This window comes from Pseudoroseomonas cervicalis (genome assembly GCF_030818485.1).
Taxonomy (GTDB): domain Bacteria; phylum Pseudomonadota; class Alphaproteobacteria; order Acetobacterales; family Acetobacteraceae; genus Pseudoroseomonas; species Pseudoroseomonas cervicalis_A.
The window spans coordinates 65,040-86,193 of the sequence record NZ_JAUTAJ010000004.1; the positions used below are offsets into that span (position 1 = coordinate 65,040).

Sequence of the window (21,154 nt, forward strand, 5' to 3'; positions counted from 1 at the left end):
CATTGGGCCGGCCGATGCGGCCGCGCCGGGACGGGCCTTGCCGCCCGTCCTGCGCTGGCTGATGCGGCCTGTCCTCGGCGCGCGCTGGCTGCGCTGGGTTGGCATCGCCGCCGGGCTCGGCCTTGTCCTGTCCCTGCCGGTCTATTCGCTGGGGCTGAGCCTGGCGCTGTGGCTGGCCAGTGCGCTTCTGATCGGCCTTGCGGGGCGCCATCGCCTCGCCCATGCCTGCCTGGTGTTGCTGGTCGGTGCCGGTGTGCTCTGGGCCGCCTTCGGCACCACCACCGGCTATTTCTGGCTGAACCGCGCGCGGCTGGAGGCGCTGCTGGCCGAGATCGCCGCGCTGCCTGCCATCACCTCGCTCGAGCTCGGGCAGGAGGGTGAATGGGTGACGCCGGAGGGCGAGCGGCGGCGCTATGACAGCTACCGCTTCCTCAACGGCCAGGCGGTGACGCAGCATCGCCGGCAGGTGGCGCCCGGGGCGGCGCAGCCCGTGCGGCTCGAGGCCGAGATGCTGCGCGCGCTGGGCGTGCCGCCGCCGCGCCATGCGGCGTTGCGGGCGGCGCTGCAGCGCCTGTCGCTGTCCGGCTTCGATCGCGGGCCGCAGGGCGAGGTGGTGCTGAACCAGCCGAGCCCGGGCGGCACGCCCTGGGTCGCCGGGCTGCTGCACCGCCCGGCGGACGGGCCGCCTGCGGCCGAGCGGGTGATGGAGCAATATCCGCTGGCGCCACGCTGGTACTGGGTGCTGCGCGGCTGAGGCTGCACTCTGCCTGAAATCAACATGTTGCGGTATTTCTGCTGAGCGACATCCATATCTTGTGGATGGCGGCGGGAATCTGCTGCGGCCTTCCTTGCGCCGGCCAGGGCGCCCCCATATGGTGGCGGCCATCCAGCAAGGCGGAGTTTTTGCCGTGAGAGAGCGAATCCGACAGCAGGCCAGGGCCCGTTCCCTTCCGCCTCTCCGGGCCGCTCCGCTAGGCTCCGCCCGCCGCTGATCCACCCGCTCTGCCGTCCCGGCAGGCGGGCCGCCCAACCGCCAGGGGCCTGCCCCTGAAAGCCGCGCCAGGATCCTGCCCGGATCCGGCCACCCCTTTCCATGGTTCCGCCCCGCGGCGCGCCCGCCGCGGCGGGGCCATGCCCGATCGCCGGAGAGTCCCGATGTCCGACACCGCCGCGCCCGAGAAGATGGACCTTCTCACCGCCAACCCGGTCTACAAGCCCTTCCGCTACCCTTGGGCCTATGATGCCTGGATGACGCAGCAGCGCGTCCATTGGCTGCCGGAAGAGGTGCCGATGGCGGATGACGTCAAGGACTGGCAGAAGAACCTGACCGAGGCCGAGCGCAACCTGCTCACCCAGATCTTCCGCTTCTTCACCCAGGCGGATGTCGAGGTGAACAACTGCTACATGAAGCATTACAGCCAGGTCTTCAAACCGACCGAAGTGCTGATGATGCTGTCGGCCTTCTCGAATATCGAGACGATCCACATCGCCGCCTATTCGCATCTCCTCGACACCATCGGGATGCCTGAGACCGAGTATCAGGCCTTCCTGAAGTACAAGGAGATGAAGGACAAGTACGACTACATGCAGTCCTTCTCGGTCGAGAACAAGACCGAGATCGCCAAGACACTGGCCGCCTTCGGCGCCTTCACCGAGGGGCTGCAGCTCTTCGCCTCCTTCGCCATCCTGATGAACTTCCCCCGGTTCAACAAGATGAAGGGCATGGGCCAGATCGTCTCCTGGTCGGTGCGCGACGAGACGCTGCACTGCCTCTCCGTCATCCGGCTGTTCCGCACCTTCGTGCAGGAGAACCCGGAGATCTGGACCGAGCAGCTGAAGGCCGATCTGGTGGAGATCTGCACCACCATCGTCGAGCATGAGGACGCCTTCATCGACCTGGCCTTCGAGCTGGGGGGCGTGCAGGGCATGGAGCCGGACGATGTGAAGCAGTATATCCGCTTCATCGCCGATCGCCGCCTGCAGCAGCTGGGCCTCGAGCCGCATTACGGCACCGAGAAGAACCCGCTGCCCTGGCTGGACGAGATCCTGAACGCCGTCGAGCACATGAACTTCTTCGAGGGCCGCGCGACCGAGTATTCCAAGGCCTCGACCGCCGGCACCTGGGAAGAGGCCTTCGCCGACGGCGTCTTCGCCGACAAGCAGCCGGAAGGCCAGATCTTCCGCTGAGCCGCCCAGGGGGAGAAAGGGGCGGGGGAGGGGACGCCTCCCCCTCCCTCCCGGCGCGGCCGGCCGCCCCCTCTCCCCAGCGGCGGCGGATGCGGCTACATGGGCCTCATGCAACGCCTCGTCCGCGCCCTCGTCCTGCTCCTCATCCTCGGCCTCGGCGCCCTCTGGGGTCTCGCCTGGTTCGGCCGGCAGCCGGGCGAGGAGCTGGGCGACGCCTTCCTCCGCCAGGTCGCCCGGATCACCGGGCAGGAGACGCCGGTGCCGGTCTCGGCCGGCGGCGTGCAGCTGCCGCAGGGGGTCACGCTGGGCGGGCCCTTCACCCTGGTGAACCAGGAGGGCCGCACCGTCACCCAGGCGGATTTCCAGGGCCAGCTGCTGGTGGCCTATTTCGGCTTCACCTTCTGCCCCGATGTCTGCCCGACCGAGCTGGGCAACATCACCTCCGCCATGGAGCTGCTGACGCCGGAGCAGCAGGCCCGCGTCACACCCACCTTCTTCACCATCGACCCCGAGCGCGACACGCCGGAGCAGATGAAGCTCTATGTCGGCAATTTCCATCCCCGCATGGTGGGGCTGACCGGCACGCCCGAGCAGGTGGCTGAGGCGGCGCGCCGCTTCCGCGTCTACTACAACAAGGTGCAGCGGCCGGAGATGTCGGAGTATCTGATGGACCACTCCTCCTACATCTACCTGATCGGCCGCGACGGGCGCGTCGTCACCCTGCTGCGCCCGAACAGCAGCCCGGAAGCGATCGCCGAGGCGGTGCGCGGCCAGCTTGCCGCCCGCTGAGACGCGTCCCGGCCGCCGCACCCACAGCCCGGCTTGCGTTAAAAAAGAGAGCGTGTTCACGGATCTGTGCAGAACGTCTCCACTCGGTTAGGTTGGACAGCCCTGGGCCGGGGCGGAGCATCATGCTCCGCCTGACCGGGTGATTCTGCGCCGGGAGCGAGGAGTGGCATGAGCATGGCGGAAGATTGGTCCGAGGTCCGACCGGCCCCGGAAGCGGTGCGCCCCGCCCCGGCGGTGGCAGCGCCCCGCCACACGCGGCGCCTGTCCGACAAGATCCTGATCGCCTTCCACCAGGCCTGCGACCAGGGCGATTTCGAAGTGGCCGAGGAGCTGCTGCGCATCCTGGAGACCATGGTGACGCGCCGCCCGGCCTCGCCCGACACCAACCGCCGCAAGAACATGGAGACGCTGGTGGCGGCGCATGAGCGGCTCTGGCTGCTGCGCCACCCGCAGGCGGGCAATTGAGGCGCGGCCGGGGCCTCCCACCCGGCCCCGGCTTTAATCACGCAACGGTGCGGTGTTTTTCCCGCGCCAGCCCGGCAGGGCCGCAGGCGGGCAGCGTGGCGGCCGAAAGGCCCCGCTGCCGCCTGCCATTGACATACGATGCGGAATCGCGATTTCCTTCCTGGCAACAGCCAGGAGGAGTGCCATGACCATCCAGCTCGGGCAGATCGCCCCGGATTTCACGGCCGAGACCACCGCGGGCCGCATCCGCTTCCATGACTGGGCCGGCGAGTCCTGGGTGGTGTTCTTCAGCCACCCCAAGGACTTCACCCCCGTCTGCACCACCGAGCTCGGCGAGGCCGCGCGGCTGAAGCCCGAATTCGACAAGCGCGGCACCAAGATCATCGGCCTCTCGGTCGATGCGCTGGACCGCCATGCCGGCTGGGAGGCGGATATCGCCGAGACCCAGGGCTCCTCGGTGAACTTCCCGATGATCGCCGACCAGGATCGCAAGGTCTCCGAGCTCTACGGCATGATCCACCCCGAGGCCGATCCCTCGGTCACGGTGCGGGTGGTCTATGTCATCGACCCCGCGAAGAAGGTGCGGCTGTCGCTGACCTATCCGCCCTCCACGGGGCGCAACTTCGCCGAGATCCTGCGCGTGCTGGACAGCCTGCAGCTGACCGACAAGCACAAGGTGGCGACGCCGGTGAACTGGCAGCCCGGCCAGCGCGCCATCATCGTGCCCTCCGTCTCGGACGAGCAGGCGAAGGAGCGGTTCCCGCAGGGCTGGGAGGCCCAGAAGCCCTATCTGCGCTGGGTGGAGCTGAAGGACTCCTGATGTCGGCCAGCATCGCCGATGGCTTCTGGGGGGCGGTGGGCAACACCCCCCTCATCCGGCTGAAGCGCGCCTCCGAGGAGACCGGCTGCGAGATCCTGGGCAAGGCCGAGTTCATGAACCCGGGCGGCTCGGTGAAGGACCGGGCCGCGCTCGGCATCCTGCAGGATGCGGTGGAGCGCGGCCAGCTCACCCCCGGCCAGCCCGGCACGGTGGTCGAGGGCACGGCCGGCAACACCGGCATCGGCCTGGCGCTGGCCGCCAATGCGCGCGGCTGGAAGAGTGTCATCGTGGTGCCGGAGACGCAGAGCCGCGAGAAGCTGGATTTCCTGCGCATGATCGGCGCCGATCTGCGGCTGGTGCCGGCCAGGCCCTTCGCCGACCCGGGCAATTACGTCCATGTCTCCCGCCGGCTGGCGGAGGAGCTGGGCGCGGTCTGGGCCAACCAGTTCGACAATCAGGCCAATGCCCGCGCGCATGAGCAGACCACGGGCCCGGAGATCTGGGCGCAGACGGCGGGGCGGATCGACGCCTTCACCTGCGCCTGCGGCACCGGCGGCACGCTGGCCGGCATCGCCCGTGCGCTGAAGGCGCGGAGCGAGAAGGTCCGCATCGTGCTGGCCGACCCCGAGGGCAGCGCGCTGGCCCCCTGGGTCACCCGCGGCGAGGTCAAGGCGACGCCGGGCAACTCGATCACCGAGGGCATCGGCCAGGCGGCGCGGGTGCCGGGCAATCTGCAGGGCGCGCCGATCGACGCGGCCGAGACCATCCCGGATGCCGAGGCGCTGCGCTGGGTGTTTTCCCTGCTGGTGGAGGAAGGCCTGTCGGTGGGCGGCAGCGCCGGGCTGAATGTCGCCGCCGCCGTGCGGGTGGCCAGGGCGCTGGGGCCGGGGCACACCGTGGTCACCATCCTCTGCGATGGCGGGGCGCGCTACCAGTCCAAGCTGTTCAATCCGGACTTCCTGCGGGAGAAGGGGCTGCCCGTGCCGGGCTGGCTGGCCTGAAGGGCCAGGGCCGGGGTGCCAGCCCCGGCCTCATCCCGGCCCGCCGGCCGGCGGCGTCGCCAGCGCCTGCTCGATCTGCTTCAGCAGCCTGCGGTAATCGCCGCGCGGGCTGCGGCGCAGCGCCGCCCGGGCCTGCGGCAGCGCCTCCCGCCAGCGGCCGAGCCCGGCCAGGGCCCGCGCCACCAGATGCAGCGCCTTGCCCGATTCCGGGTCCACGCGCAGCGCCTGCTGCCCGGTGGCGAGCGACTCCTCCAGCCGGCCCAGCCGCCATTGCAGCCCGCCCAGGAACAGCCAGTGGTCCAGCTTGCCCGGCTCCGCCGCCGCCAGGCGGTGGGCAACGGCCAGCGCCGCCTCGGCCTGGCCATCCTGCTCCAGGATCTCGGCCTGCAGCCGGTGATAGCCGATATTCGGGGCATCGAGCCGCAGCGCCGTGCCGATCGCCTGCAGCGCCTCGGCGGCCTGCCCCTGTTGCCGCAGCGCCCGCGCCAGGGCGTGGTGCAGCGCGGCGTCGCGCGGCTGCAGCGCCACCGCCTGGCGCAGCTCGGCCAGCCCGGCCTCGGCCTCGCCGAGCTGCCCCAGCGCCTCGCCCAGCTGCCGGCGCAGCCCGGCATGGGCGGGGCGCAGCGCCACCGCCTCCGCCAGCAGCCGCCGCGCCACGGCCCAGCGGCCGCGCTGGCCCAGCGCCTGCGCCAGGTTGGACAGGTAGGAATAGGATTGCCGCCGCTGCGCCCCCCAATGGCGCGGCGGCAGAAGGTCCTGCTCGATGAAATCCAGGATGGTGCGCTTCAGCACCCGCATCTCGGCCAGGATGGCGATGGTCGGGTGGCCGAACCAGCGCTGCCGGATCAGATGGCCCTGCGGCAGATGCGGCGCGATCTCGCGCTCCACATAGACGCGGTCAAAGCGGCTGCAGGGGTCGTAGGTGATCAGATGCGGCCCCGGCGCGCGCGCCAGCATCGGCGCCAGCCTTCCATGCCGGAAGCGGATGCCCTTGCGCAGCGTGTCGCGGTTGACGACATGGCGGCGGTATTCCGGGTCGATCGAGGCCAGCGGCGAGAAGGCGATGATCCGCGCCCCGACCGCGCCCGCGAAATAGGCCGCCGCATAGGCGCCCATGCTGGCGCCATAGGTGTAGAGGCGCGGATAGCGCCGCGGCAGCCCGTCCACGATGCGGGCGAGATCCTCCGCCGCCAGGTCCTGGTACCAATTGTCATGCGTCTTGCGCACCGCCAGCACGTCATAGCCGGCGCCGATCAGGAACTCCTCGCCGAAGCCCAGCGTGTCCGCGCTGTCCTCATTGTACATGGCGTCGAAGGTGATGACGAGGACGGGGGAATCCCGGTGCGGCGTGCGCTGGTAATAGACCCGGCTGTGCTCCGCCTGGTGAAGTCGCTCTCTCGGCACCCGTGATCCGTCCATGCTCCTGGCCCCATTATGGGCGGCGGCCGGGGCAGCGTCCATCGAGCCGCGCCGGGGCGGCCGCGCACAAGCGCGCGGGCATTTATCTGCACGCCGCATCGCCAGGCGATACCCATGACCTTGGCCGCGCGCCGCTTTGGCGGCAGGCTCGGCGGCCGAGACCGTGAGGGAGAGACGCCGGTGAACGGAGCCGAAAGCCTTGTGCACACCCTGCTGAAGAGCGGGGTCGACACCTGTTTCGCCAATCCCGGCACCAGCGAGATGCATTTCGTCGCCGCGCTGGACCGGATTCCCGGCATGCGCTGCGTGCTGGGGCTGCAGGAGAACATCGTCACCGGCATGGCCGATGGCTATTGGCGCATGGCGGAGAAGCCGGCGGCCACCCTGCTGCATTGCGGCCCCGGCCTGGCGAACGGCCTGGCCAACCTGCACAATGCCCGCCGCGCCCGCAGCGGCATCGTCAATGTCGTGGGCGACCAGGCGACCTATCACCGCCCCTATGACGCGCAGCTGACCGCCGACACCGAGGGCTGGGCCCGCCCGGTCTCCGCCTGGGTGCGCACCGCGACCGATGCGAAGCGCGTCGGCGCCGATGCCGCCGTGGCGGTGCAGGCGGCGCGCACCGCGCCGGGGCAGATCGCCACCCTGATCCTGCCCGCCGACACCGCCTGGAACGAGGGCGGCGCCCCGGCCGAGGCGCTGCCGGTGCCGGCCATCCCCGCGCCCGACCCGCATGCGGTGCGTGTTGCCGCCCGCACGCTGCGCGAGAAGAAGAACGTGCTGATCCTGCTGGGCGGCATGGCGCTGCGCGGCGAGGCCCAGGCGCTGGCCTGGCGCATCGCCCAGGCCACCGGCCAGAAGGTGCTGGCCGAGATGTCCAACGCCCGCGTCGAGCGCGGCCGCGGCCGGCTGCAGCTGGAGCGCGTGCCCTATCCCGTCGACATGGCGATCGACGCGCTGAAGGGCTTCGAGCACCTGATCCTGGTCAACGCCAAGGCGCCGGTCGGCTTCTTCGCCTATCCGAACAAGCCCAGCATCCACTACCCCGAGACCGCCTCGGTGCATGTCCTCTCCCGCTACGAGGAGGACGGGCTGGCCGCGCTGCGCGCCCTGGTGGATGAGCTCGGCGCCCCCGAGGCCGCCATCCCCGACCCCGGCCCGCGCCCCGAGGTCGGCAAGGGCGCCCCGACGCCGGAGGGCCTGGCCCGCACCGTGGCGGCGCTGATCCCGGAGGGCGGCATCGTCGCCGATGAGAGCGTCTCCTTCGGCCGCGGCTTCTACAAGGAGACCCATGCGGCGCCGCCGCATGACTGGCTGCACATCACCGGTGGCGCCATCGGCTGCGGCATGCCGCTGGCCACCGGCGCCGCGATCGGCGCCGGCGGGCAGCGCCGCGTCATCAACCTGCAGGCCGACGGCTCCGGCATGTACACGCTGCAGGCGCTGTGGACCCAGGCGCGGGAGCGCCTGCCGGTGACCACCATCGTGCTGGCCAACCGCAAATACCAGATCCTGCTGGGCGAGTATCAGGGTGTCGGCGCCAATCCGGGCCCGACGGCGATGAGCATGCTCGACCTCGGCAATCCTGACCTCGACTGGTGCAAGCTGGCCGGCGGCATGGGGGTGGAGGCCGCCCGCGCCACCACGCTGGAGCAATGCGCCGACCTGCTGGCGCAATCCTGCAGCCACCAGGCCCCCTTCCTCATCGAACTCATGATCTAGTCTTTCGGCGGCCAGTCAGGGCCGGGACGGGAGGCGCCGCACGGCACCCCTCCGCTCCGGCCTTTTCTTTCGGCCGCCGGTCAGGGCCGGGACGGGGGGTGCTGCACGGCACCCCTCCGCTCCGGCCCTTTCTTTCGGCTGCCGGTCAGGGCCGGGACGGGAGGTGCTGCACGGCACCCCTCCGCTCCGGCTTTTTTTTCGGCTGCCGGTCAGGGCCGGGACGGGAGGTGCTGCACGGCACCCCTCCGCTCCGGCTTTTTTTTCGGCTGCCGGTCAGGGCCGGGACGAGGGGCGCTGCATGGCATCCTGCCGCTCCGGCCCCGCCGGCCAGGGGACGCTGGGCCGCCGCGTCCCGCCTGGCCGGGAGATGGCGGCAGCCTGACAAAAAAACGCTGGGGTGGCCGGCCGCTCTGGGCAGCGCGGCCCCCGACCCTATCCCTATGTTTCCAAGGGAGATTCCCGCCTCCGCCGCGTCCCGCCTCCCCACCGGACGGCGGCAGCCCGAAAAAAGAGGACGGCACAGGTCCGAAAACGATTGACGGGCGGAGGGGGCTGCTATTAATTGCGAATAACTCGCAGTTGCAGCGAGCCCAGACGGAAACGCGGTTCACTACCGTCCCACCGCGTTCCCGGATCCCGCATTCTCCCCGGGTTCCGTCTGGTCTCGACAGCAGCGGGAACCGGTCATGGCCTGCAGGGGAGGCCAGGACCGGGAGCGGGCCGGGGGATCGGATGTCGCGAACCATCCGATCAGCCGCGCGGCACCTGAAGGGGGACGCCGCCGGTAGACTGATTTTGCACGCGGGCAGGGCGTGCAAACCCCGGCCCGCGCCCCCTTCCTCCGGGAAGGGCTGGCGCGGACCCGTCGCTCGGCTAGGCTCGGCCAGCCAGAAGCAACGGAGGAAACCCCCATGCCCTACATCATCGAGACCTTCGACAGGCCGGACAGCCTGGCGCTGCGCCAGGCGACGCGCGCCGAGCATCTGGCATGGCTGGATTCGCAGGTTCAGCTTCTGCTGGCCTGTGGCGCCAAGCTGAAGGATGACGGCAGCGATGCCGGCGGCGGCGTCTACATCATCGATGTCGAGACGCGCGAGGCCGCCGAGGCCTTCATCGCCGCCGATCCCTTCAGCAAGGCCGGGCTGTTCGAGCGGGTGCAGGTCACCCGCTGGCGCAAGGCCTATTTCGACCGGCAATCGCATCTGCCGCCGCGCTGAGCGGCGCGGCGTCAGGCCGCCGCGCCGGGCTGCGGCTGCGGCGGCCGGTCCGGGCTGAGGCGCGCCTGCAGCGCCAGGGCGCGCTGCTGCAGCCGGGCCGCCAGGGCGTCATGCCCATGCGCCGCCGCCAGCTCCGCCAGCCGGCGATACCAGGTGACCGAGCCGCGCCGCCGCCGGCGCAGCAAATGCCGCAGCCCGGGCGCGTCGCCGGCCTCGAGCGGCGCCAGCACCTCCTGCAGCCGCCCGCCGAACAGCACGGAGACGCGCTGCGCCAGGAAGGGCGCCGCGACGATGCGGGTGCCGAGCGCCGCCAACGCCGCCGCATGGCCGCGCTCCGGCGCGTCCCAGGGGTCGAGCACGGCGGCCGACCAGGAAGGCAGGTCGCGCCGGTGGATCCACATGTCGGGATGCAGGGCAGGGCGGTGGAAACTGGCCAGCCGCGTCTCCCAGGGGGCGATGTCGGGGGCTATGGAGTATTGCGGACCGATCGCCAGCGCCCGTTGCAGGCCGAGCCGCCGGCCATGCTTCAGCACGGCGAAACCGCCCATGCCAAGCCCATAGCCGAGCCGCACCGGCCGCCCCAGCGCCGCCACCGCCGCCGCGGCGCGCGCCATGGAGGGGGTCGGGTACCAGTTCGGCCGCTTCGCCACGAAGCCCAGCGTGTCGAGGTCGAGCCGCGCCGCCTGCTCCTGGTTCCAGAACAGCTGGCCCTCCGCCAGTTTCTGCCGGCCGGCGAAGCTGACCAGCGTGCAGGCCGAGCCGCCCGGGCGGTGCAGCACCTGGATCTCGTCATCCTCATAGACAACCGCCGGGGGCGGGGCGGCGGGGGCGGGCGGGGCGGTCATGACAAGGGCCAGCATAGCGGTTTCCGGCGCGTCGGGGCAGGGCGGGCGGCGCCGGGGGGCGGGGTTCCGGCAGGGCAGGCCAGGCGGGCCGCCCGGCCGGGCCGGGCCTGACAGCTCCGCCAGGGCAGCAACCCCCTGCGGCGGCCGCGGTTTTCCCTGCACGACACGAACAGAGGAAAAACCGCCATGCGCGCGACGACCACGCTGATGCTGCTGGCCGTGACGATGGGCCCGGCCGCCGCCCTGGCGCAGAGCGCCGACCCCGCGCCGCGCCGCGACGGGGCCGAGACCAGCCTGCAGAACAACGCCGCCACCCGGGCGCTGGACCGCGCCGCCGGCACCAATGTCTCCGGCGCCTATCCGGAGCAGGCGGACGGCACGGCGCAGAACCCGCCCGGCACCGCCGCCACCCGCGCCCTCGACCGCGCCGCCGGCACCAACCTGTCGGGCGCCTATCCGCAGAATGCCGACGGCACCCGCAACAACCCGCCCGGCACGGCGGCGGAGCGCGCGGTGGGCGCCCAGGCGCAGAACAGCACGGGTGGCGGCAGCAGCCCGGGCGCCGGGCCGCAGGGCACCACCGGCGGCACCGCCGGCACGCTGCGCGGCTCCGAGGCGCAGAGCGGCAGCGGCAACAACAGCGGCCTGCACAACAGCACGCCGCATCCGAATGCCGGCAATTCCGCCCAGGTGCCGCAGAGCCAGCACAACCAGGCCCCTGGCCCTTCCTCCAACAGCCCGACCGAGGGGCCCTCGCTGGAGCAGCGCACCGTGCGGCCCGACCAGCGCCCCGACCAGACCCCGCGCTGAGGCGCGGTCTGGCCACTGAGCGGGGGGGCGGCGGGCCTTGTGGGTCCGCCGCCCTTTGTCATGCCCCTGCCGTTGCGGCCGCGTTGCGAAGTCCCGTGCTTCCCCCCTAGCATCGCCGCGGCGCCACCGGCCGCAGGGCGTGGCCGGCGCGCCCTTCCGGGGGTGGATGATGGTCGAGGACGAGCAGGTGGATCGGATCGCGCAGCTGGAGGAGCGGCTCGACCGCATGGAGGCGCTGCTGACCCGCAAGCTGGACCGGATGACCCAGCGGCTGGAGGAGATCGGCACCACGCTGCAGAACCGCACCGCCCGGCTGGTGCATGCCCAGGCGGTCTATCTGGGCGACCACACGGCGCTGACCTTCCTGGAAAGCGGCCAGCGCATCTATGTCGACACGCTGAGCCGCGACATCGGCGTGCATCTGCTGGCCCAGGGGCGGTGGGAGAGCCAGACCATGGCGCTGTTCCGCCGGCTGGTGCGGCCGGGCGACCATGTGCTGGATATCGGCGCCAATCACGGGATCTACGCGCTGCAGGCGGCGCAGGCGACCGGCCCCACCGGCCAGGTGCACGCCTTCGAGCCGAATCCGCGCCTGGCGGAGCTGGCCGCCGCCTCGCTCGCCGCCAATGCCTATAGCTGGGCCAAGCTGCATCCGGTGGCAGTGGGCGACGTGCCGGGCGAGGCGGAGCTGACCTTCAACCCGAAAAGCGCCGGCGGCGGCAACATCCATCCCGGCCGCGGCCCCGCCAAGGCGGAGCGGCTGATGGTGAAGATGGTCGCGCTGGACCAGTTCTTCCCCGACCCCTCCTTCCATGTCGACGTCATCAAGATGGATATCGAGGGCTATGAGGGCCGCGCGCTGCGCGGCATGGCGGGGCTGCTGGAGCGTTCGCCAGATCTGCGCATGATCATGGAATTCTCGCCGGCGCTGCTGGCGCGGGGCGGGGTGAAGGCGCCGGAGGTGGCGGCGCAACTGCAGGCGCTCGGCCTGCAGGTGTGGAAGATCGACGGGCGCGGCCAGCTGGAGGCGCGCAGCTGGGACTGGGTGGCCGGCGCCGAGACCGGCCTGACCAACCTGCTGGTGGCGCGCGAGGCGCCCGCCGCCTGAGCCGCAGCCGGCGCCGCCCGGCCGGGGCGGCGCCGCGCGGCGTTCAGTCCAGTGCCAGCGGCTCGAAGCGCCAGGCGGTCTCGCCCGGGGCGGGCGGCGTCACCCACATCGGCAGGGCGTTGGGGGTGCGGACATTGGCCGGCAGCCCGGCCTCCGCCCGGAAGGCGCGCCACAGCGCGCCATGCGCCACCACCAGCACCGGCCCCGGCTGCTCCAGGCAGAAATTGATCGCGCCCACCGTGCGGGCGCGCAGCTCGGAGAAGCTTTCGGCGCCCTCGGGGGTGAAGCGGCCCTCGACCCAGTCGTCGAACCAGCCGGCCATGGGCTGGCCTTCCTGCACGCCGAAGGAGACCTCGCGCAGCGCGTCATGGATCGCGACCTCGCGCCCCAGCAGGCGGGCCGCCGCCTCCGCCGTGTGGCGGGCGCGGCTGAGCGGGGAGGCGATGATGGTCGCGATCTCGCGGCCCGCCAGGGCGCGGGCCGCCCGCTCCGCCTGGGCGATGCCGACCTCGTTCAGCGGGATGTCGACATTGCCCTGGGACAGGCCGCGCGCATTCCAGTCCGTCTCGCCATGGCGGAGGAACCAGAAGGGCTTGCGGGTGAGCGGGGCGGCCGCGGCCATCAGGCCAGACCCTCGCTGGCCATGGCGCGCTGCACCGCGGGGCGGGCCAGCATGCGCTCGAAATGCGCCTGCACCTTGGGCGGCAGCTTCATGGCCATGCGCTTCGCCGCCCAGAACTCCACGAAGAACAGCGCCGAATCGGCGATGGAATAGCCCGAGGCCAGCGCCCAGTCGCCGCCCTGCCATTGCTGGTCCACGGTGGCGAAGCCCTTGGCCGCCAGATCCCAGCCCTGCTGCTTCACCGCCGCGTGGTCGGCCTCGCTGGGGGCGAAGCGGGCCTGGTTGAACAGGCGGGAAAAGCCCTGCGGGTGGATGGTGCCGGTGGCGTAGTCGACGATCTCCAGCGCCCGCGCCTGGCCCTCGGCATCGGCCGGGAGCAGCTTGGCGCCGGGGTTGGTCGAGGCCAGCCAGAAGGCGATGGCGGTGTACTGCGTCAGCACCGAGCCATCGTCGCGCACCAGGGTGGGCACCTTGCCCTTGGGGTTCAGCGCCTGGAATTCCGGCGTCTGCAGCGCACCCTCCTTGATGGGGGAGCGCACCGCCTCGAAGGGCTTGCCGATCTCTTCCAGCAGGACATGAATGCCGAGCGAGCAGGCGCCGGGCGAGTAGTAGAGCTTCATGGCGTTGTCCCAATCTCCAGGCCGGATGGCCGTCGGGGAGGGAGGATCGACGCGCGGCAGGAGGCGTGCAAGCCCTTCCAGAAGGGTTCTTTTTTGGAAAAAAGAACCAAAAAACTTTTGTCCGTTGGCGTCCCGCCTCAGGCCATAAGCGGGACGCTAAACTGAAAAAGTCTTTTTGCTTCTTTTTCTTCAGAAAAAGAAGATGACTTAGATTTTCTTGATCATCTCATGCGCATAATGCGCGAAGCCGAAGCGCTTGTAGGTCGCTTCCGCCCCGTCATTCCCCGCCAGAACCCCGATCAGCAGGCGCTTCAGCCCGCGCGCCTTGGTCAGGCGCTCGGCCTCCGCCAGCAAGGCGCGGCCGATTCCGTGGCCGCGATGGCTCTCGCGCACGAAGAGATCGGCGACATAGCCATGCTCGCGCTCGGCCACGAAGGGCAGATGCTGGCCGAAGGTCAGGAACAGATGCCCGACCACGGCGCCATCCGCCTCCGCCACCACGGCGTGGCCCTGGCTGTCGGCGATGCGGCCCAGCACATGGTCCAGCGTCTCGCGCGCGCCCTCCTCATCGGTGCGGCGGTCGCCGGCGATGGCGTGCTCGAAGCGGTTCAGGCCGAGGGTCTGCGCGAGCAGGGCCTCCCGGTCCGCATCCCGGGCGGGACGGATCAGGAAGCCCATGCGCGGATCCTCAGTTGAACAGGGTGGAGACCGAGCTTTCCTCGGAGATGCGGCGCACCGCCTCGGCCAGCAGCGGCGCGATGGTCAGCTGCCGGATGTTGGAGGAGACGCGCACCGCCTCGGTCGCCTGGATGCTGTCGGTGACCACCATCTGCTCGATCGGCGCGGCGCCGATGCGGGCCACGGCGCCGCCCGAGAACACGCCATGGGTGACGTAGACCGAGGCCGAGCGGGCGCCGTTCTTCAGCAGCGCCTCGGCCGCGTTGCACAGCGTGCCGCCGGAATCGACGATGTCGTCGACCAGGATGCAGTCGCGGCCCTCGACATCGCCGATGACGTTCATCACCTCGGAGACGCCGGCGCGCGGGCGGCGCTTGTCGATGATGGCGAGGTCGGTGTGCAGCCGCGCGGCGATGGCGCGGGCGCGGACGACGCCGCCGACATCGGGGGAGACGACCATCAGGTCGCGGCCCTTGTAGCGCTCCAGGATGTCGCGGGCGAAGAGCGGGGCCGCGAACAGGTTGTCGACGGGGATGTCGAAGAAGCCCTGGATCTGGCCGGCATGCAGGTCGAGGGTCAGCACGCGGTCGGCGCCGGCCTCGGTGATCAGATTGGCCACCAGCTTGGCGGAGATCGGCGTGCGCGGGCCGGACTTACGGTCCTGGCGGGCATAGCCGAAATAGGGAATGACCGCGGTGATGCGCCGCGCCGAGCTGCGCTTCAGCGCATCCAGCGTGATCAGCAGCTCCATCAGATTGTCATTCGCCGGGTAGGAGGTGCTCTGCACCACGAACACATCCTCGCCGCGGATGTTCTCGTGGATCTCCACGAAGACTTCCATGTCGGCGAAGCGGCGGATGGAGGCCTGCGTCAGCGGCAGGTTCAGCGCGGCGGCCACCGCCTCGGCGAGGGGGCGGTTGCTGTTGCAGGCGACGATCTTCATGGAGGCGGCATCTCCGGGCAGCGGGACCCTGGGCGAAGTCGGGCTGGGCAAAAACCGCCCGGCGGGAACGCGCGCGTGGTAGCAACGTGACGGTGGTATGTCCATCGTGCAGCACCACCAGGGCCATGCGGCGGCCGCGATTCCGGCCTGCGGTGACGCGCCGCTTGCGGATAATGATACCTTATAACATAACATTTGTATGGTTCTGCTGAGCGAAGCCTGGCTGGCGCCGCCACCGCTTGGCCCCTGCGTGATCGCCGGGGCCTGGCCGGATGCGCTGATGGAAATCCTGCGGCCGGAGGCGCAACTCGCCCTCTGGCCGCGCCCCCTGCCGCCGCCGCTGCGGCGCGAGGCCGCTACCCTGGCCGCGCATCCCTTCGAGGTGCTGGCCGAGGCGGCGCCCGAGGAATTGGCGCGGCGCCTGGGCGAGGCCCTGCCAAGGGCGGCGCCCGCGCTGCTGCACGACATCCACGCTTTGGCGCTGGTCTTCGCCGGCATCGCCGGGGTGGCGCGGCTGCGGCTGCGGCTGGAGTCGCAGGCGGCGCCGGCTTGCCCACGCTTCCATGCCGATGCGGTCGGGCTGCGCCTGCTCTGCACCTATCACGGGCCGGGCACGCAATGGCTGGCCCTGCCCGGCGGCGCCCGCGCCGCGCGCGCCCTGCCCGAGCCGCCCCCGCCGCCCGAGCAGGCGGCGGCCGGCACCGTGCTGCTGATGAAGGGGGAGGGCCATCCCGGCCAGGCCGGGCGCGGCCTGATCCACCGCTCGCCCCCCGCCGCGGCGGGCGGGCGGCTGCTGCTCTGCCTCGACGAACCGGGAAGGAATCCCTTGCCATGACCCTGGCCGCCGATGCCCGGCTGCCCGTCACCGTGCTGTCCGGCTTCCTCGGCGCCGGCAAGACGACGCTGCTGAACCATATCCTGGCCAACCGGGAGGGGCGGCGCGTCGCCGTCATCGTCAACGACATGTCGGAGGTGAATATCGACGCCGCCCTGGTGGAGCAGGGCGGCCGCCTGTCGCGCACCGAGGAAAAGCTGGTGGAGATGACCAATGGCTGCATCTGCTGCACCTTGCGCGAGGACCTGATGCAGGAGGTGGCCAGGCTGGCCGCCGAGGGGCGCTTCGATGCGCTGCTGATCGAGAGCACCGGCATCGCCGAGCCCATGCCGGTCGCCGCCACCTTCGATTTCCGCGACGAGGACGGGCATTCGCTGTCCGACCTGGCGCGGCTCGACACCATGGTGACGGTGGTCGATGCCAGCGCCTTCCCGCGCGACTATGCCAGCGCCGAGTCCCTTCGCCAGCGCGGCGAGGTGGCGGGGCCGGAGGATGGCCGCCTGCTGGTCGACCTGCTGGTGGAGCAGGTGGAATTCGCCGACATCCTGGTGCTGAACAAGCTGGACCTGGTGCCACCCGGGGGCCGCGCCCAGGCCATCGCCCTGCTGCGCGCGCTGAACTCCAGGGCCGAGATCGTCGAGGCCGAGCAGGGCCGGGTGCCATTGGAGAAAGTGCTGGGCACCGGCCGCTTCGACTTCGCCCGCGCCAGCCAGGCCGCCGGCTGGGCGCAGGCGCTGTCCGGGGAGCATCTGCCGGAATCCGAGGAATTCGGCCTGTCGAGCTTCGTCTGGCGCGCCCGCCGGCCCCTGCACCCGGCGCGCTTCAAGGCCTTCATCGAAAGCGACCTGCCCGGCGTGGTGCGCGCCAAGGGTTTCTTCTGGCTGGCCAGCCGGATGGAGTGGGCGGGGTCCTGGCAGCTGGCCGGCAGCGTCGGCCGGCACGAGGCCGCCGGCTTCTGGTGGGCGGCGGTGGGCCCGGAGCGCTGGCCGGACGACCCGGACTGGCGCGCCGGCGTCAGGCGCCTGTGGCAGGAGCCCTGGGGCGACCGCCGGCAGGAGCTGGTCTTCATCGGCATCGGCCTGGAGGAGGCGGCGCTGCGCCGCCAGCTCGATGCCTGCCTGCTCACCGAGGCCGAGTTGCGCCAGGGGCCACGCTTCTGGGCCCGGCTGCCGGATCCGTTCCCGGCCTGGTCGCGCTAGCGGCCGGCCCGGCCGCCCGCCCGGCGGGGCGGGCAGACCGTCAGGAGGGCGGCGCCGTCGCCTGGCGCCCAAAGGCCCGGCGGGGCGGCGCCCGCCCGGGCAGCTGGCGTCAGCGCGGCCGCGCGGCCGCCGGCGCCGCGCCGGGGCGGCCGGCGCCCGGCTGGGCCGCCGGCTGCGCCGCGCCCGCTGGGGAAGCTCCCGCCTGCGGCAGGGTCGGCGGCGGCTCGCCGGGCGCCGCCTCGGGCGGCTGCACGGCGTTGCGGATCACCTCCTGGATGCCATTCGCCGCCTGCTCGGCCGCGACATAGGCGACATCGCCCCACAGCCCGTTCAGCGTGCCGCGCGGCACCTCGTTGATTTGCACCACCCGGCCCAGCTCGAAGCCGTCGCGGCGGGTGACGATCCATTGCAGCTCGATGCGCTGGGTGTTGTTGGGCTGGCTCACCGCCTCCACCACGCCTTGCACCGCATAGGTGGCGCCATCCGCCTGGTCCTGCGGCAGGTAGCCGAGGCGGTTCAGATGGTCGCGCATCCGCTCATTCAGGCTGCGATTGCCGTCGCCCGGCGCGCCGCGCACCCCGGCCAGCCGGATGCGCAGCGGCCCCTGGCCGGCCAGCGCGCGCGGGTCGCTCGCCTTGCGGGCGGCCTCCACCTGCTCCAGCAGCTTGGCCACCGCCGGGGCGTCGCGCTGCGCGACCTCCTTGAACAGCGCGTCATCCTCCTGGCCCCAGCCGCGCAGCGGCACCGGGCGGCCCTCGGCCTCGCCCAGCACGGTGCCATCGGCATCCAGCAGGGCGTAGCGCGGCACCACGCTCTCGCCGCGCCGCTCGGCGGTCACCCGCAGCGGCCAGTCCAGCGGCCAGGGGGTGGGCACGGCCACTGCCGGCACCTCGGCCACCCGCAGCGAATCGGCCAGGCTGTCGGCGAAGCGCTCCGCCCCGGCATCGGTCAGCAGGGCCTGGGCGGGATAGGCGATGGCGATCCGGTAGGCCGGGGGCTGGGCCAGGCGCCGGGCATCGCCGCCCGGATTGCCCCAGAAGGGATAGACGCTGCCGCAGGCGGACAGCGCCAGCAGCAGCAGGGCCGGCAGCAGCCGGCGCGCGCGGTCAGACAAGGGCAAAACAGGACACCAGCAAGGTCAGCATCATCAGCACGAGCAGCATCACCATATAGGGCATGGCCCGCGCCCTCAGCCGGATGGCGGAAGGGGCAGGGCGATGGCAGAAAGCTGGTGCCCGATCGGCCCTTCGCCATTCACGGTGCGGCGACGATGGCTGAAGAAGCGCGCCGGATCCGCATAGGTGTCGAGCGGCAGCACGCCGACCCGCCCGGCGCCGGCTGCCTTCAGCCGCGCCGCGCAATAGCCCGGCAGGTCGAACTGCCAATGCCCCTCGCGCTTGCCGTCGCCGAAGAAGCGGGCATCGGTCGCGTCGCGCGCCAGCACCGCGTCGCGCAGATCGGCGCCGACCTCGTAGGAATCCTGGCGGATGCAGGGGCCGACCACGGCGGCGATGCCGGCGCGGGTGGCGCCCAGCGCCTCCATGGCCTCCAGCGTCGCCTCCAGCACCCCCGCCACCGCGCCGCGCCAGCCGGCATGGGCGGCGCCCACCACCCCGGCGGCCGCGTCGGCGAACAGCACCGGCGCGCAATCGGCGGTGACGATGCCGAGCGGCAGGCCCGGCCGGTTGGTCACCAGCGCATCGGCCTGCGGCCGCGCCTCCTGCGGCACCGGCTCGGTCAGCGTCGCGACCGCCGCGCCATGCACCTGGTGCGCGCCGGACAGGGCCGCCTCCGGCAGCCCCAGCGCCCGCATCGCGCGCGCCCGGTTGGTGGCGACGGCCTGCGGCTCGTCCTGGCCGGAGAGCGAGCAGTTCAGCGTGGCGAAGCCGCCGCGCGACACCCCGCCGCGGCGGGTGAAGAAGCCATGCGGCAGGGTGATCAGCGGCGCGGCGGAGATGTATTCGGCGGTCATGCGGTCTCGAACCCCGGCAGGGTGGGCAGGGCAGGGTGGCAAAGCGCCAGCGCCTTGAACAGCCGCCCCATCCCTTCCGGGGCGATCAGGCGCTGCGCGGCGGAAAGCTGCATCCCGGCGCCGGACGGCCGGGCGCGCGCCAGCATCGCCGCGCGCGTCACCAGACCCAGCGATTGCAGGAAGATACCCTGCGGCACCGGCCCCTGGGCGGTGGCGCCGGCGGCGATGCCGGCCTCGGCCACCGCCTGGAAATCGACATGCGCGGTGATGTCCGCCGCCCCCGGCGCGCCCAGCGGATCGGCCGCGCCATGCGCGCTGAGCGCCTGCAGCGAATCGCCGAAGCCGCTGCGGGCGGGTCCGTAATCGACGAACAGCGCCGCGCCGCCCTGCGCCGCCAGCCGGGCGCCGAGATGCGCGGCGAGGACGCGGGCCGGCTCGCACACCTCCTGGATGGCACCCTCCGGCGCGCCGCCGGGCAAAGGCGGGGCATCGTCGGAAACAGGCACCGGAACAAAAGCGCCGGCCTCGACATGCCGCTCCAGCCAGGCGCCGCCCCGGCGCTCGAACTGGCGGATCGGCAGCGCGTCCAGGAACTCATTCGCCAGCACCAGCGCCGGGCCGGGGGGGAGGTCCTCCACCCGGTCATGCCAGACCGGCTCGGCCCCGGCCAGAAGCTCGGCCTGCCGGGCGCGCAGCGCCGGGCTCTGCTCCACCAGATGCAGCCGCAGCGCGGCGCGGAAATCGGGGACCACCTGCGCGATCGCCCGCAGCGCATCCGCCATCAGCGTGCCGCGCCCGGGGCCGAGCTCCACCAGCAGGACCGGGGCAGGCTTGCCCATCACCTGCCAGGCGATCGCGGCCCAGAGCCCCAGGCACTCGCCAAAGGCCTGGCTGATCTCCGGGGCGGTGATGAAATCGCCCCGCGCGCCGAACGGGTCGCGGCCGGCATAATAGGCCGCCGCCGCGCGGGCCATGAAATGATCCAGGCGCTCGGGCATCAGAAGCCGAAAAGGCCGGGGGAATGAATTCCCCCGGACCCCCTTCTTCTTTCTGTCAGGGCCGGGCGCCGCTGGCGCCCGGCGGCGTGGGCATCCCTCATGCGGGGCGGGGGCGGGCCATGGCCATCAGCGCCACGCCCACCAGCACCATCGGGATCGACAGCAGCTGCCCCATCGTCGCGCCGCCCCACAGGAAGCCCAGCTGCGCATCCGGCTGGCGGAACACCTCGCCAATGATGCGCGCCACGCCATAGCCGGCCAGGAAGGCGCCGGCGACAAAGCCCTCGCGCTCCCGCAAGGCCGGGATGCGCACCAGCACCTGCAGCAGGATGAACAGGCAGAGCCCCTCCATCGCCGCCTGGTAGAGCTGGCTGGGATGGCGCGGCTCCGGCCCGCCATGCGGGAAGACCATCGCCCAGGGCACGTCGGTCACCCGGCCCCACAGCTCGCCATTGATGAAATTGGCCAGCCGCCCGAAGAACAGCCCGACCGGCACCACCGCCGTCAGCCGGTCGCCGAAGCGGCGGATCGACAGCCCCTGGCGGCGGCAGAACAGGATCAGCGCCAGGATCACCCCCGCCGCCCCGCCATGGAAGGACATGCCGCCCTTCCAGACATACAGCGCCTCCCAGGGCGCGCTCAGATAGTGGTCGGGCTGGTAGAACAGCACATAGCCGAGCCGCCCGCCCAGGATGACGCCCAGCACCGCCCAGGTGACGAAATCATCCACCTGCTCGGCGCTGGCGGCCACCGGCGGCAGCGCCGCCAGCCGCCGCATCAGCCGCCAGCCGATCAGGATGCCGGCGATATAGGCCAGCGCGTACCAGCGGATGGCAAACGGCCCGATCTCGACCAGCACCGGGTCGATCGCCGGGAAGGGGATGGCGAAGAACATGGGAGGATG

22 protein-coding genes are annotated in these 21,154 nt (G+C 71.8%); 12 read left to right on the forward strand and 10 right to left on the reverse strand.

Annotated features, from left to right (window positions below):
* Positions 1-37: 37 nt before the first annotated feature.
* From QE401_RS04130 to QE401_RS04155, 6 genes are all read left to right on the forward strand, one after another.
* The gene (locus QE401_RS04130) at positions 38-754 is read left to right on the forward strand and encodes a hypothetical protein (RefSeq protein WP_307137000.1); all 717 of its coding nucleotides are present in this window, start codon (positions 38-40) and stop codon (positions 752-754) included.
* A gap of 401 nt (positions 755-1,155) precedes the next feature.
* Positions 1,156-2,187: a ribonucleotide-diphosphate reductase subunit beta gene (locus QE401_RS04135; RefSeq protein ID WP_307137001.1), complete on the forward strand. Its 1,032-nt coding sequence runs from the start codon at positions 1,156-1,158 to the stop codon at positions 2,185-2,187.
* 108 nt (positions 2,188-2,295) lie between these two features.
* Positions 2,296-2,976, forward strand: a complete 681-nt coding sequence (locus QE401_RS04140; protein WP_307137002.1) for an SCO family protein — start codon at positions 2,296-2,298, stop codon at positions 2,974-2,976.
* Positions 2,977-3,144: 168 nt separating this feature from the next.
* A complete protein-coding gene (locus QE401_RS04145) occupies positions 3,145-3,441 on the forward strand; it encodes a hypothetical protein (protein ID WP_307137003.1) in 297 nt (98 codons plus the stop codon).
* Positions 3,442-3,625: 184 nt separating this feature from the next.
* Positions 3,626-4,261 carry a peroxiredoxin gene (locus QE401_RS04150; RefSeq protein ID WP_307137004.1) on the forward strand — a complete coding sequence of 212 codons (636 nt, stop codon included), beginning with the start codon at positions 3,626-3,628 and terminating at the stop codon, positions 4,259-4,261.
* On the forward strand, positions 4,261-5,262 hold the full coding sequence (locus QE401_RS04155; protein ID WP_307137005.1) for a cysteine synthase A: 1,002 nt from the start codon (positions 4,261-4,263) through the stop codon (positions 5,260-5,262). The genes QE401_RS04150 and QE401_RS04155 overlap by 1 nt, the downstream gene beginning before the upstream one ends.
* Before the next feature lie 30 nt (positions 5,263-5,292).
* Here QE401_RS04155 and QE401_RS04160 read toward each other — a convergent pair whose 3' ends face one another.
* Positions 5,293-6,681, reverse strand: coding sequence for a tetratricopeptide repeat protein (locus tag QE401_RS04160; protein WP_307137006.1), 1,389 nt, complete (start codon positions 6,679-6,681; stop codon positions 5,293-5,295).
* Between the two features lie 180 nt (positions 6,682-6,861).
* Here QE401_RS04160 and QE401_RS04165 point away from each other — a divergent pair, with 180 nt between their 5' ends.
* Both QE401_RS04165 and QE401_RS04170 read left to right on the forward strand, forming a co-directional pair.
* Positions 6,862-8,403, forward strand: coding sequence for an acetolactate synthase large subunit (locus QE401_RS04165; protein WP_307137007.1), 1,542 nt, complete (start codon positions 6,862-6,864; stop codon positions 8,401-8,403).
* 911 nt (positions 8,404-9,314) lie between these two features.
* Positions 9,315-9,620, forward strand: coding sequence for a YciI family protein (locus QE401_RS04170; RefSeq protein ID WP_307137008.1), 306 nt, complete (start codon positions 9,315-9,317; stop codon positions 9,618-9,620).
* Positions 9,621-9,631: 11 nt separating this feature from the next.
* Here the strand turns inward: QE401_RS04170 and QE401_RS04175 are convergent, their stop codons facing one another.
* Positions 9,632-10,480 carry a hypothetical protein gene (locus tag QE401_RS04175; protein WP_307137009.1) on the reverse strand — a complete coding sequence of 283 codons (849 nt, stop codon included), beginning with the start codon at positions 10,478-10,480 and terminating at the stop codon, positions 9,632-9,634.
* A 171-nt stretch (positions 10,481-10,651) separates the two neighbouring features.
* On the opposite strand from QE401_RS04175, the gene QE401_RS04180 reads away from it, so the two are divergent.
* Together QE401_RS04180 and QE401_RS04185 are read left to right on the forward strand one after the other, a co-directional pair.
* Positions 10,652-11,275 carry a hypothetical protein gene (locus tag QE401_RS04180; protein WP_307137010.1) on the forward strand — a complete coding sequence of 208 codons (624 nt, stop codon included), beginning with the start codon at positions 10,652-10,654 and terminating at the stop codon, positions 11,273-11,275.
* 169 nt (positions 11,276-11,444) lie between these two features.
* Positions 11,445-12,383, forward strand: coding sequence for an FkbM family methyltransferase (locus QE401_RS04185; protein ID WP_307137011.1), 939 nt, complete (start codon positions 11,445-11,447; stop codon positions 12,381-12,383).
* Positions 12,384-12,426: 43 nt separating this feature from the next.
* Here QE401_RS04185 and QE401_RS04190 read toward each other — a convergent pair whose 3' ends face one another.
* The 4 genes from QE401_RS04190 to QE401_RS04205 form a co-directional block, all read right to left on the reverse strand.
* Complete coding sequence (locus tag QE401_RS04190; protein ID WP_307137012.1) at positions 12,427-13,005, reverse strand: histidine phosphatase family protein; 579 nt, start codon at positions 13,003-13,005, stop codon at positions 12,427-12,429.
* On the reverse strand, positions 13,005-13,625 hold the full coding sequence (locus tag QE401_RS04195) for a glutathione S-transferase family protein (RefSeq protein ID WP_307137013.1): 621 nt from the start codon (positions 13,623-13,625) through the stop codon (positions 13,005-13,007). Before QE401_RS04195 ends, QE401_RS04190 begins: the two co-directional genes overlap by 1 nt.
* A 207-nt stretch (positions 13,626-13,832) precedes the next feature.
* Positions 13,833-14,303, reverse strand: a complete 471-nt coding sequence (locus QE401_RS04200) for a GNAT family N-acetyltransferase (protein ID WP_307137014.1) — start codon at positions 14,301-14,303, stop codon at positions 13,833-13,835.
* Between the two features lie 10 nt (positions 14,304-14,313).
* Positions 14,314-15,246 carry a ribose-phosphate pyrophosphokinase gene (locus QE401_RS04205; protein ID WP_307137015.1) on the reverse strand — a complete coding sequence of 311 codons (933 nt, stop codon included), beginning with the start codon at positions 15,244-15,246 and terminating at the stop codon, positions 14,314-14,316.
* 199 nt (positions 15,247-15,445) lie between these two features.
* Between QE401_RS04205 and QE401_RS04210 the strand changes: the two genes are divergently transcribed.
* On the forward strand, positions 15,446-16,081 hold the full coding sequence (locus tag QE401_RS04210; protein ID WP_307137016.1) for a DUF1826 domain-containing protein: 636 nt from the start codon (positions 15,446-15,448) through the stop codon (positions 16,079-16,081).
* Positions 16,078-17,280 carry a zinc metallochaperone GTPase ZigA gene (zigA, locus tag QE401_RS04215; RefSeq protein ID WP_307137017.1) on the forward strand — a complete coding sequence of 401 codons (1,203 nt, stop codon included), beginning with the start codon at positions 16,078-16,080 and terminating at the stop codon, positions 17,278-17,280. Before QE401_RS04210 ends, zigA begins: the two co-directional genes overlap by 4 nt.
* A gap of 109 nt (positions 17,281-17,389) precedes the next feature.
* On the opposite strand, the gene QE401_RS04220 is transcribed toward zigA, so the two are convergent.
* From QE401_RS04220 to lgt, 4 genes are all read right to left on the reverse strand, one after another.
* Positions 17,390-18,394: a hypothetical protein gene (locus QE401_RS04220; protein ID WP_307137018.1), complete on the reverse strand. Its 1,005-nt coding sequence runs from the start codon at positions 18,392-18,394 to the stop codon at positions 17,390-17,392.
* Positions 18,395-18,469: 75 nt separating this feature from the next.
* Positions 18,470-19,252 (reverse strand): peptidoglycan editing factor PgeF, encoded by a 783-nt coding sequence (gene pgeF, locus QE401_RS04225; RefSeq protein WP_307137019.1) that lies wholly within the window; start codon positions 19,250-19,252, stop codon positions 18,470-18,472.
* Positions 19,249-20,250 (reverse strand): class I SAM-dependent methyltransferase, encoded by a 1,002-nt coding sequence (locus QE401_RS04230; protein ID WP_307137020.1) that lies wholly within the window; start codon positions 20,248-20,250, stop codon positions 19,249-19,251. Before QE401_RS04230 ends, pgeF begins: the two co-directional genes overlap by 4 nt.
* 97 nt (positions 20,251-20,347) lie before the next feature.
* Complete coding sequence (gene lgt, locus QE401_RS04235; protein WP_307137021.1) at positions 20,348-21,145, reverse strand: prolipoprotein diacylglyceryl transferase; 798 nt, start codon at positions 21,143-21,145, stop codon at positions 20,348-20,350.
* Positions 21,146-21,154 lie beyond the last annotated feature (9 nt).

Bases quoted from the DNA above. Each gene is read 5' to 3' on its own strand.
- QE401_RS04135 (WP_307137001.1), top strand. From the start codon at position 1,156: ATGTCCGACACCGCCGCGCCCGAGAAGATGGACCTTCTCACCGCCAAC.
- QE401_RS04140 (WP_307137002.1), top strand. From the start codon at position 2,296: ATGCAACGCCTCGTCCGCGCCCTCGTCCTGCTCCTCATCCTCGGCCTC.
- QE401_RS04145 (WP_307137003.1), top strand. From the start codon at position 3,145: ATGAGCATGGCGGAAGATTGGTCCGAGGTCCGACCGGCCCCGGAAGCG.
- QE401_RS04150 (WP_307137004.1), top strand. From the start codon at position 3,626: ATGACCATCCAGCTCGGGCAGATCGCCCCGGATTTCACGGCCGAGACC.
- QE401_RS04155 (WP_307137005.1), top strand. From the start codon at position 4,261: ATGTCGGCCAGCATCGCCGATGGCTTCTGGGGGGCGGTGGGCAACACC.
- QE401_RS04160 (WP_307137006.1), bottom strand. From the start codon at position 6,681: ATGGACGGATCACGGGTGCCGAGAGAGCGACTTCACCAGGCGGAGCAC.
- QE401_RS04170 (WP_307137008.1), top strand. From the start codon at position 9,315: ATGCCCTACATCATCGAGACCTTCGACAGGCCGGACAGCCTGGCGCTG.
- QE401_RS04175 (WP_307137009.1), bottom strand. From the start codon at position 10,480: ATGCTGGCCCTTGTCATGACCGCCCCGCCCGCCCCCGCCGCCCCGCCC.
- QE401_RS04180 (WP_307137010.1), top strand. From the start codon at position 10,652: ATGCGCGCGACGACCACGCTGATGCTGCTGGCCGTGACGATGGGCCCG.
- QE401_RS04185 (WP_307137011.1), top strand. From the start codon at position 11,445: ATGGTCGAGGACGAGCAGGTGGATCGGATCGCGCAGCTGGAGGAGCGG.
- QE401_RS04190 (WP_307137012.1), bottom strand. From the start codon at position 13,005: ATGGCCGCGGCCGCCCCGCTCACCCGCAAGCCCTTCTGGTTCCTCCGC.
- QE401_RS04195 (WP_307137013.1), bottom strand. From the start codon at position 13,625: ATGAAGCTCTACTACTCGCCCGGCGCCTGCTCGCTCGGCATTCATGTC.
- QE401_RS04200 (WP_307137014.1), bottom strand. From the start codon at position 14,303: ATGGGCTTCCTGATCCGTCCCGCCCGGGATGCGGACCGGGAGGCCCTG.
- QE401_RS04205 (WP_307137015.1), bottom strand. From the start codon at position 15,246: ATGAAGATCGTCGCCTGCAACAGCAACCGCCCCCTCGCCGAGGCGGTG.
- QE401_RS04210 (WP_307137016.1), top strand. From the start codon at position 15,446: ATGGTTCTGCTGAGCGAAGCCTGGCTGGCGCCGCCACCGCTTGGCCCC.
- zigA (WP_307137017.1), top strand. From the start codon at position 16,078: ATGACCCTGGCCGCCGATGCCCGGCTGCCCGTCACCGTGCTGTCCGGC.
- pgeF (WP_307137019.1), bottom strand. From the start codon at position 19,252: ATGACCGCCGAATACATCTCCGCCGCGCCGCTGATCACCCTGCCGCAT.
- QE401_RS04230 (WP_307137020.1), bottom strand. From the start codon at position 20,250: ATGCCCGAGCGCCTGGATCATTTCATGGCCCGCGCGGCGGCGGCCTAT.
- lgt (WP_307137021.1), bottom strand. From the start codon at position 21,145: ATGTTCTTCGCCATCCCCTTCCCGGCGATCGACCCGGTGCTGGTCGAG.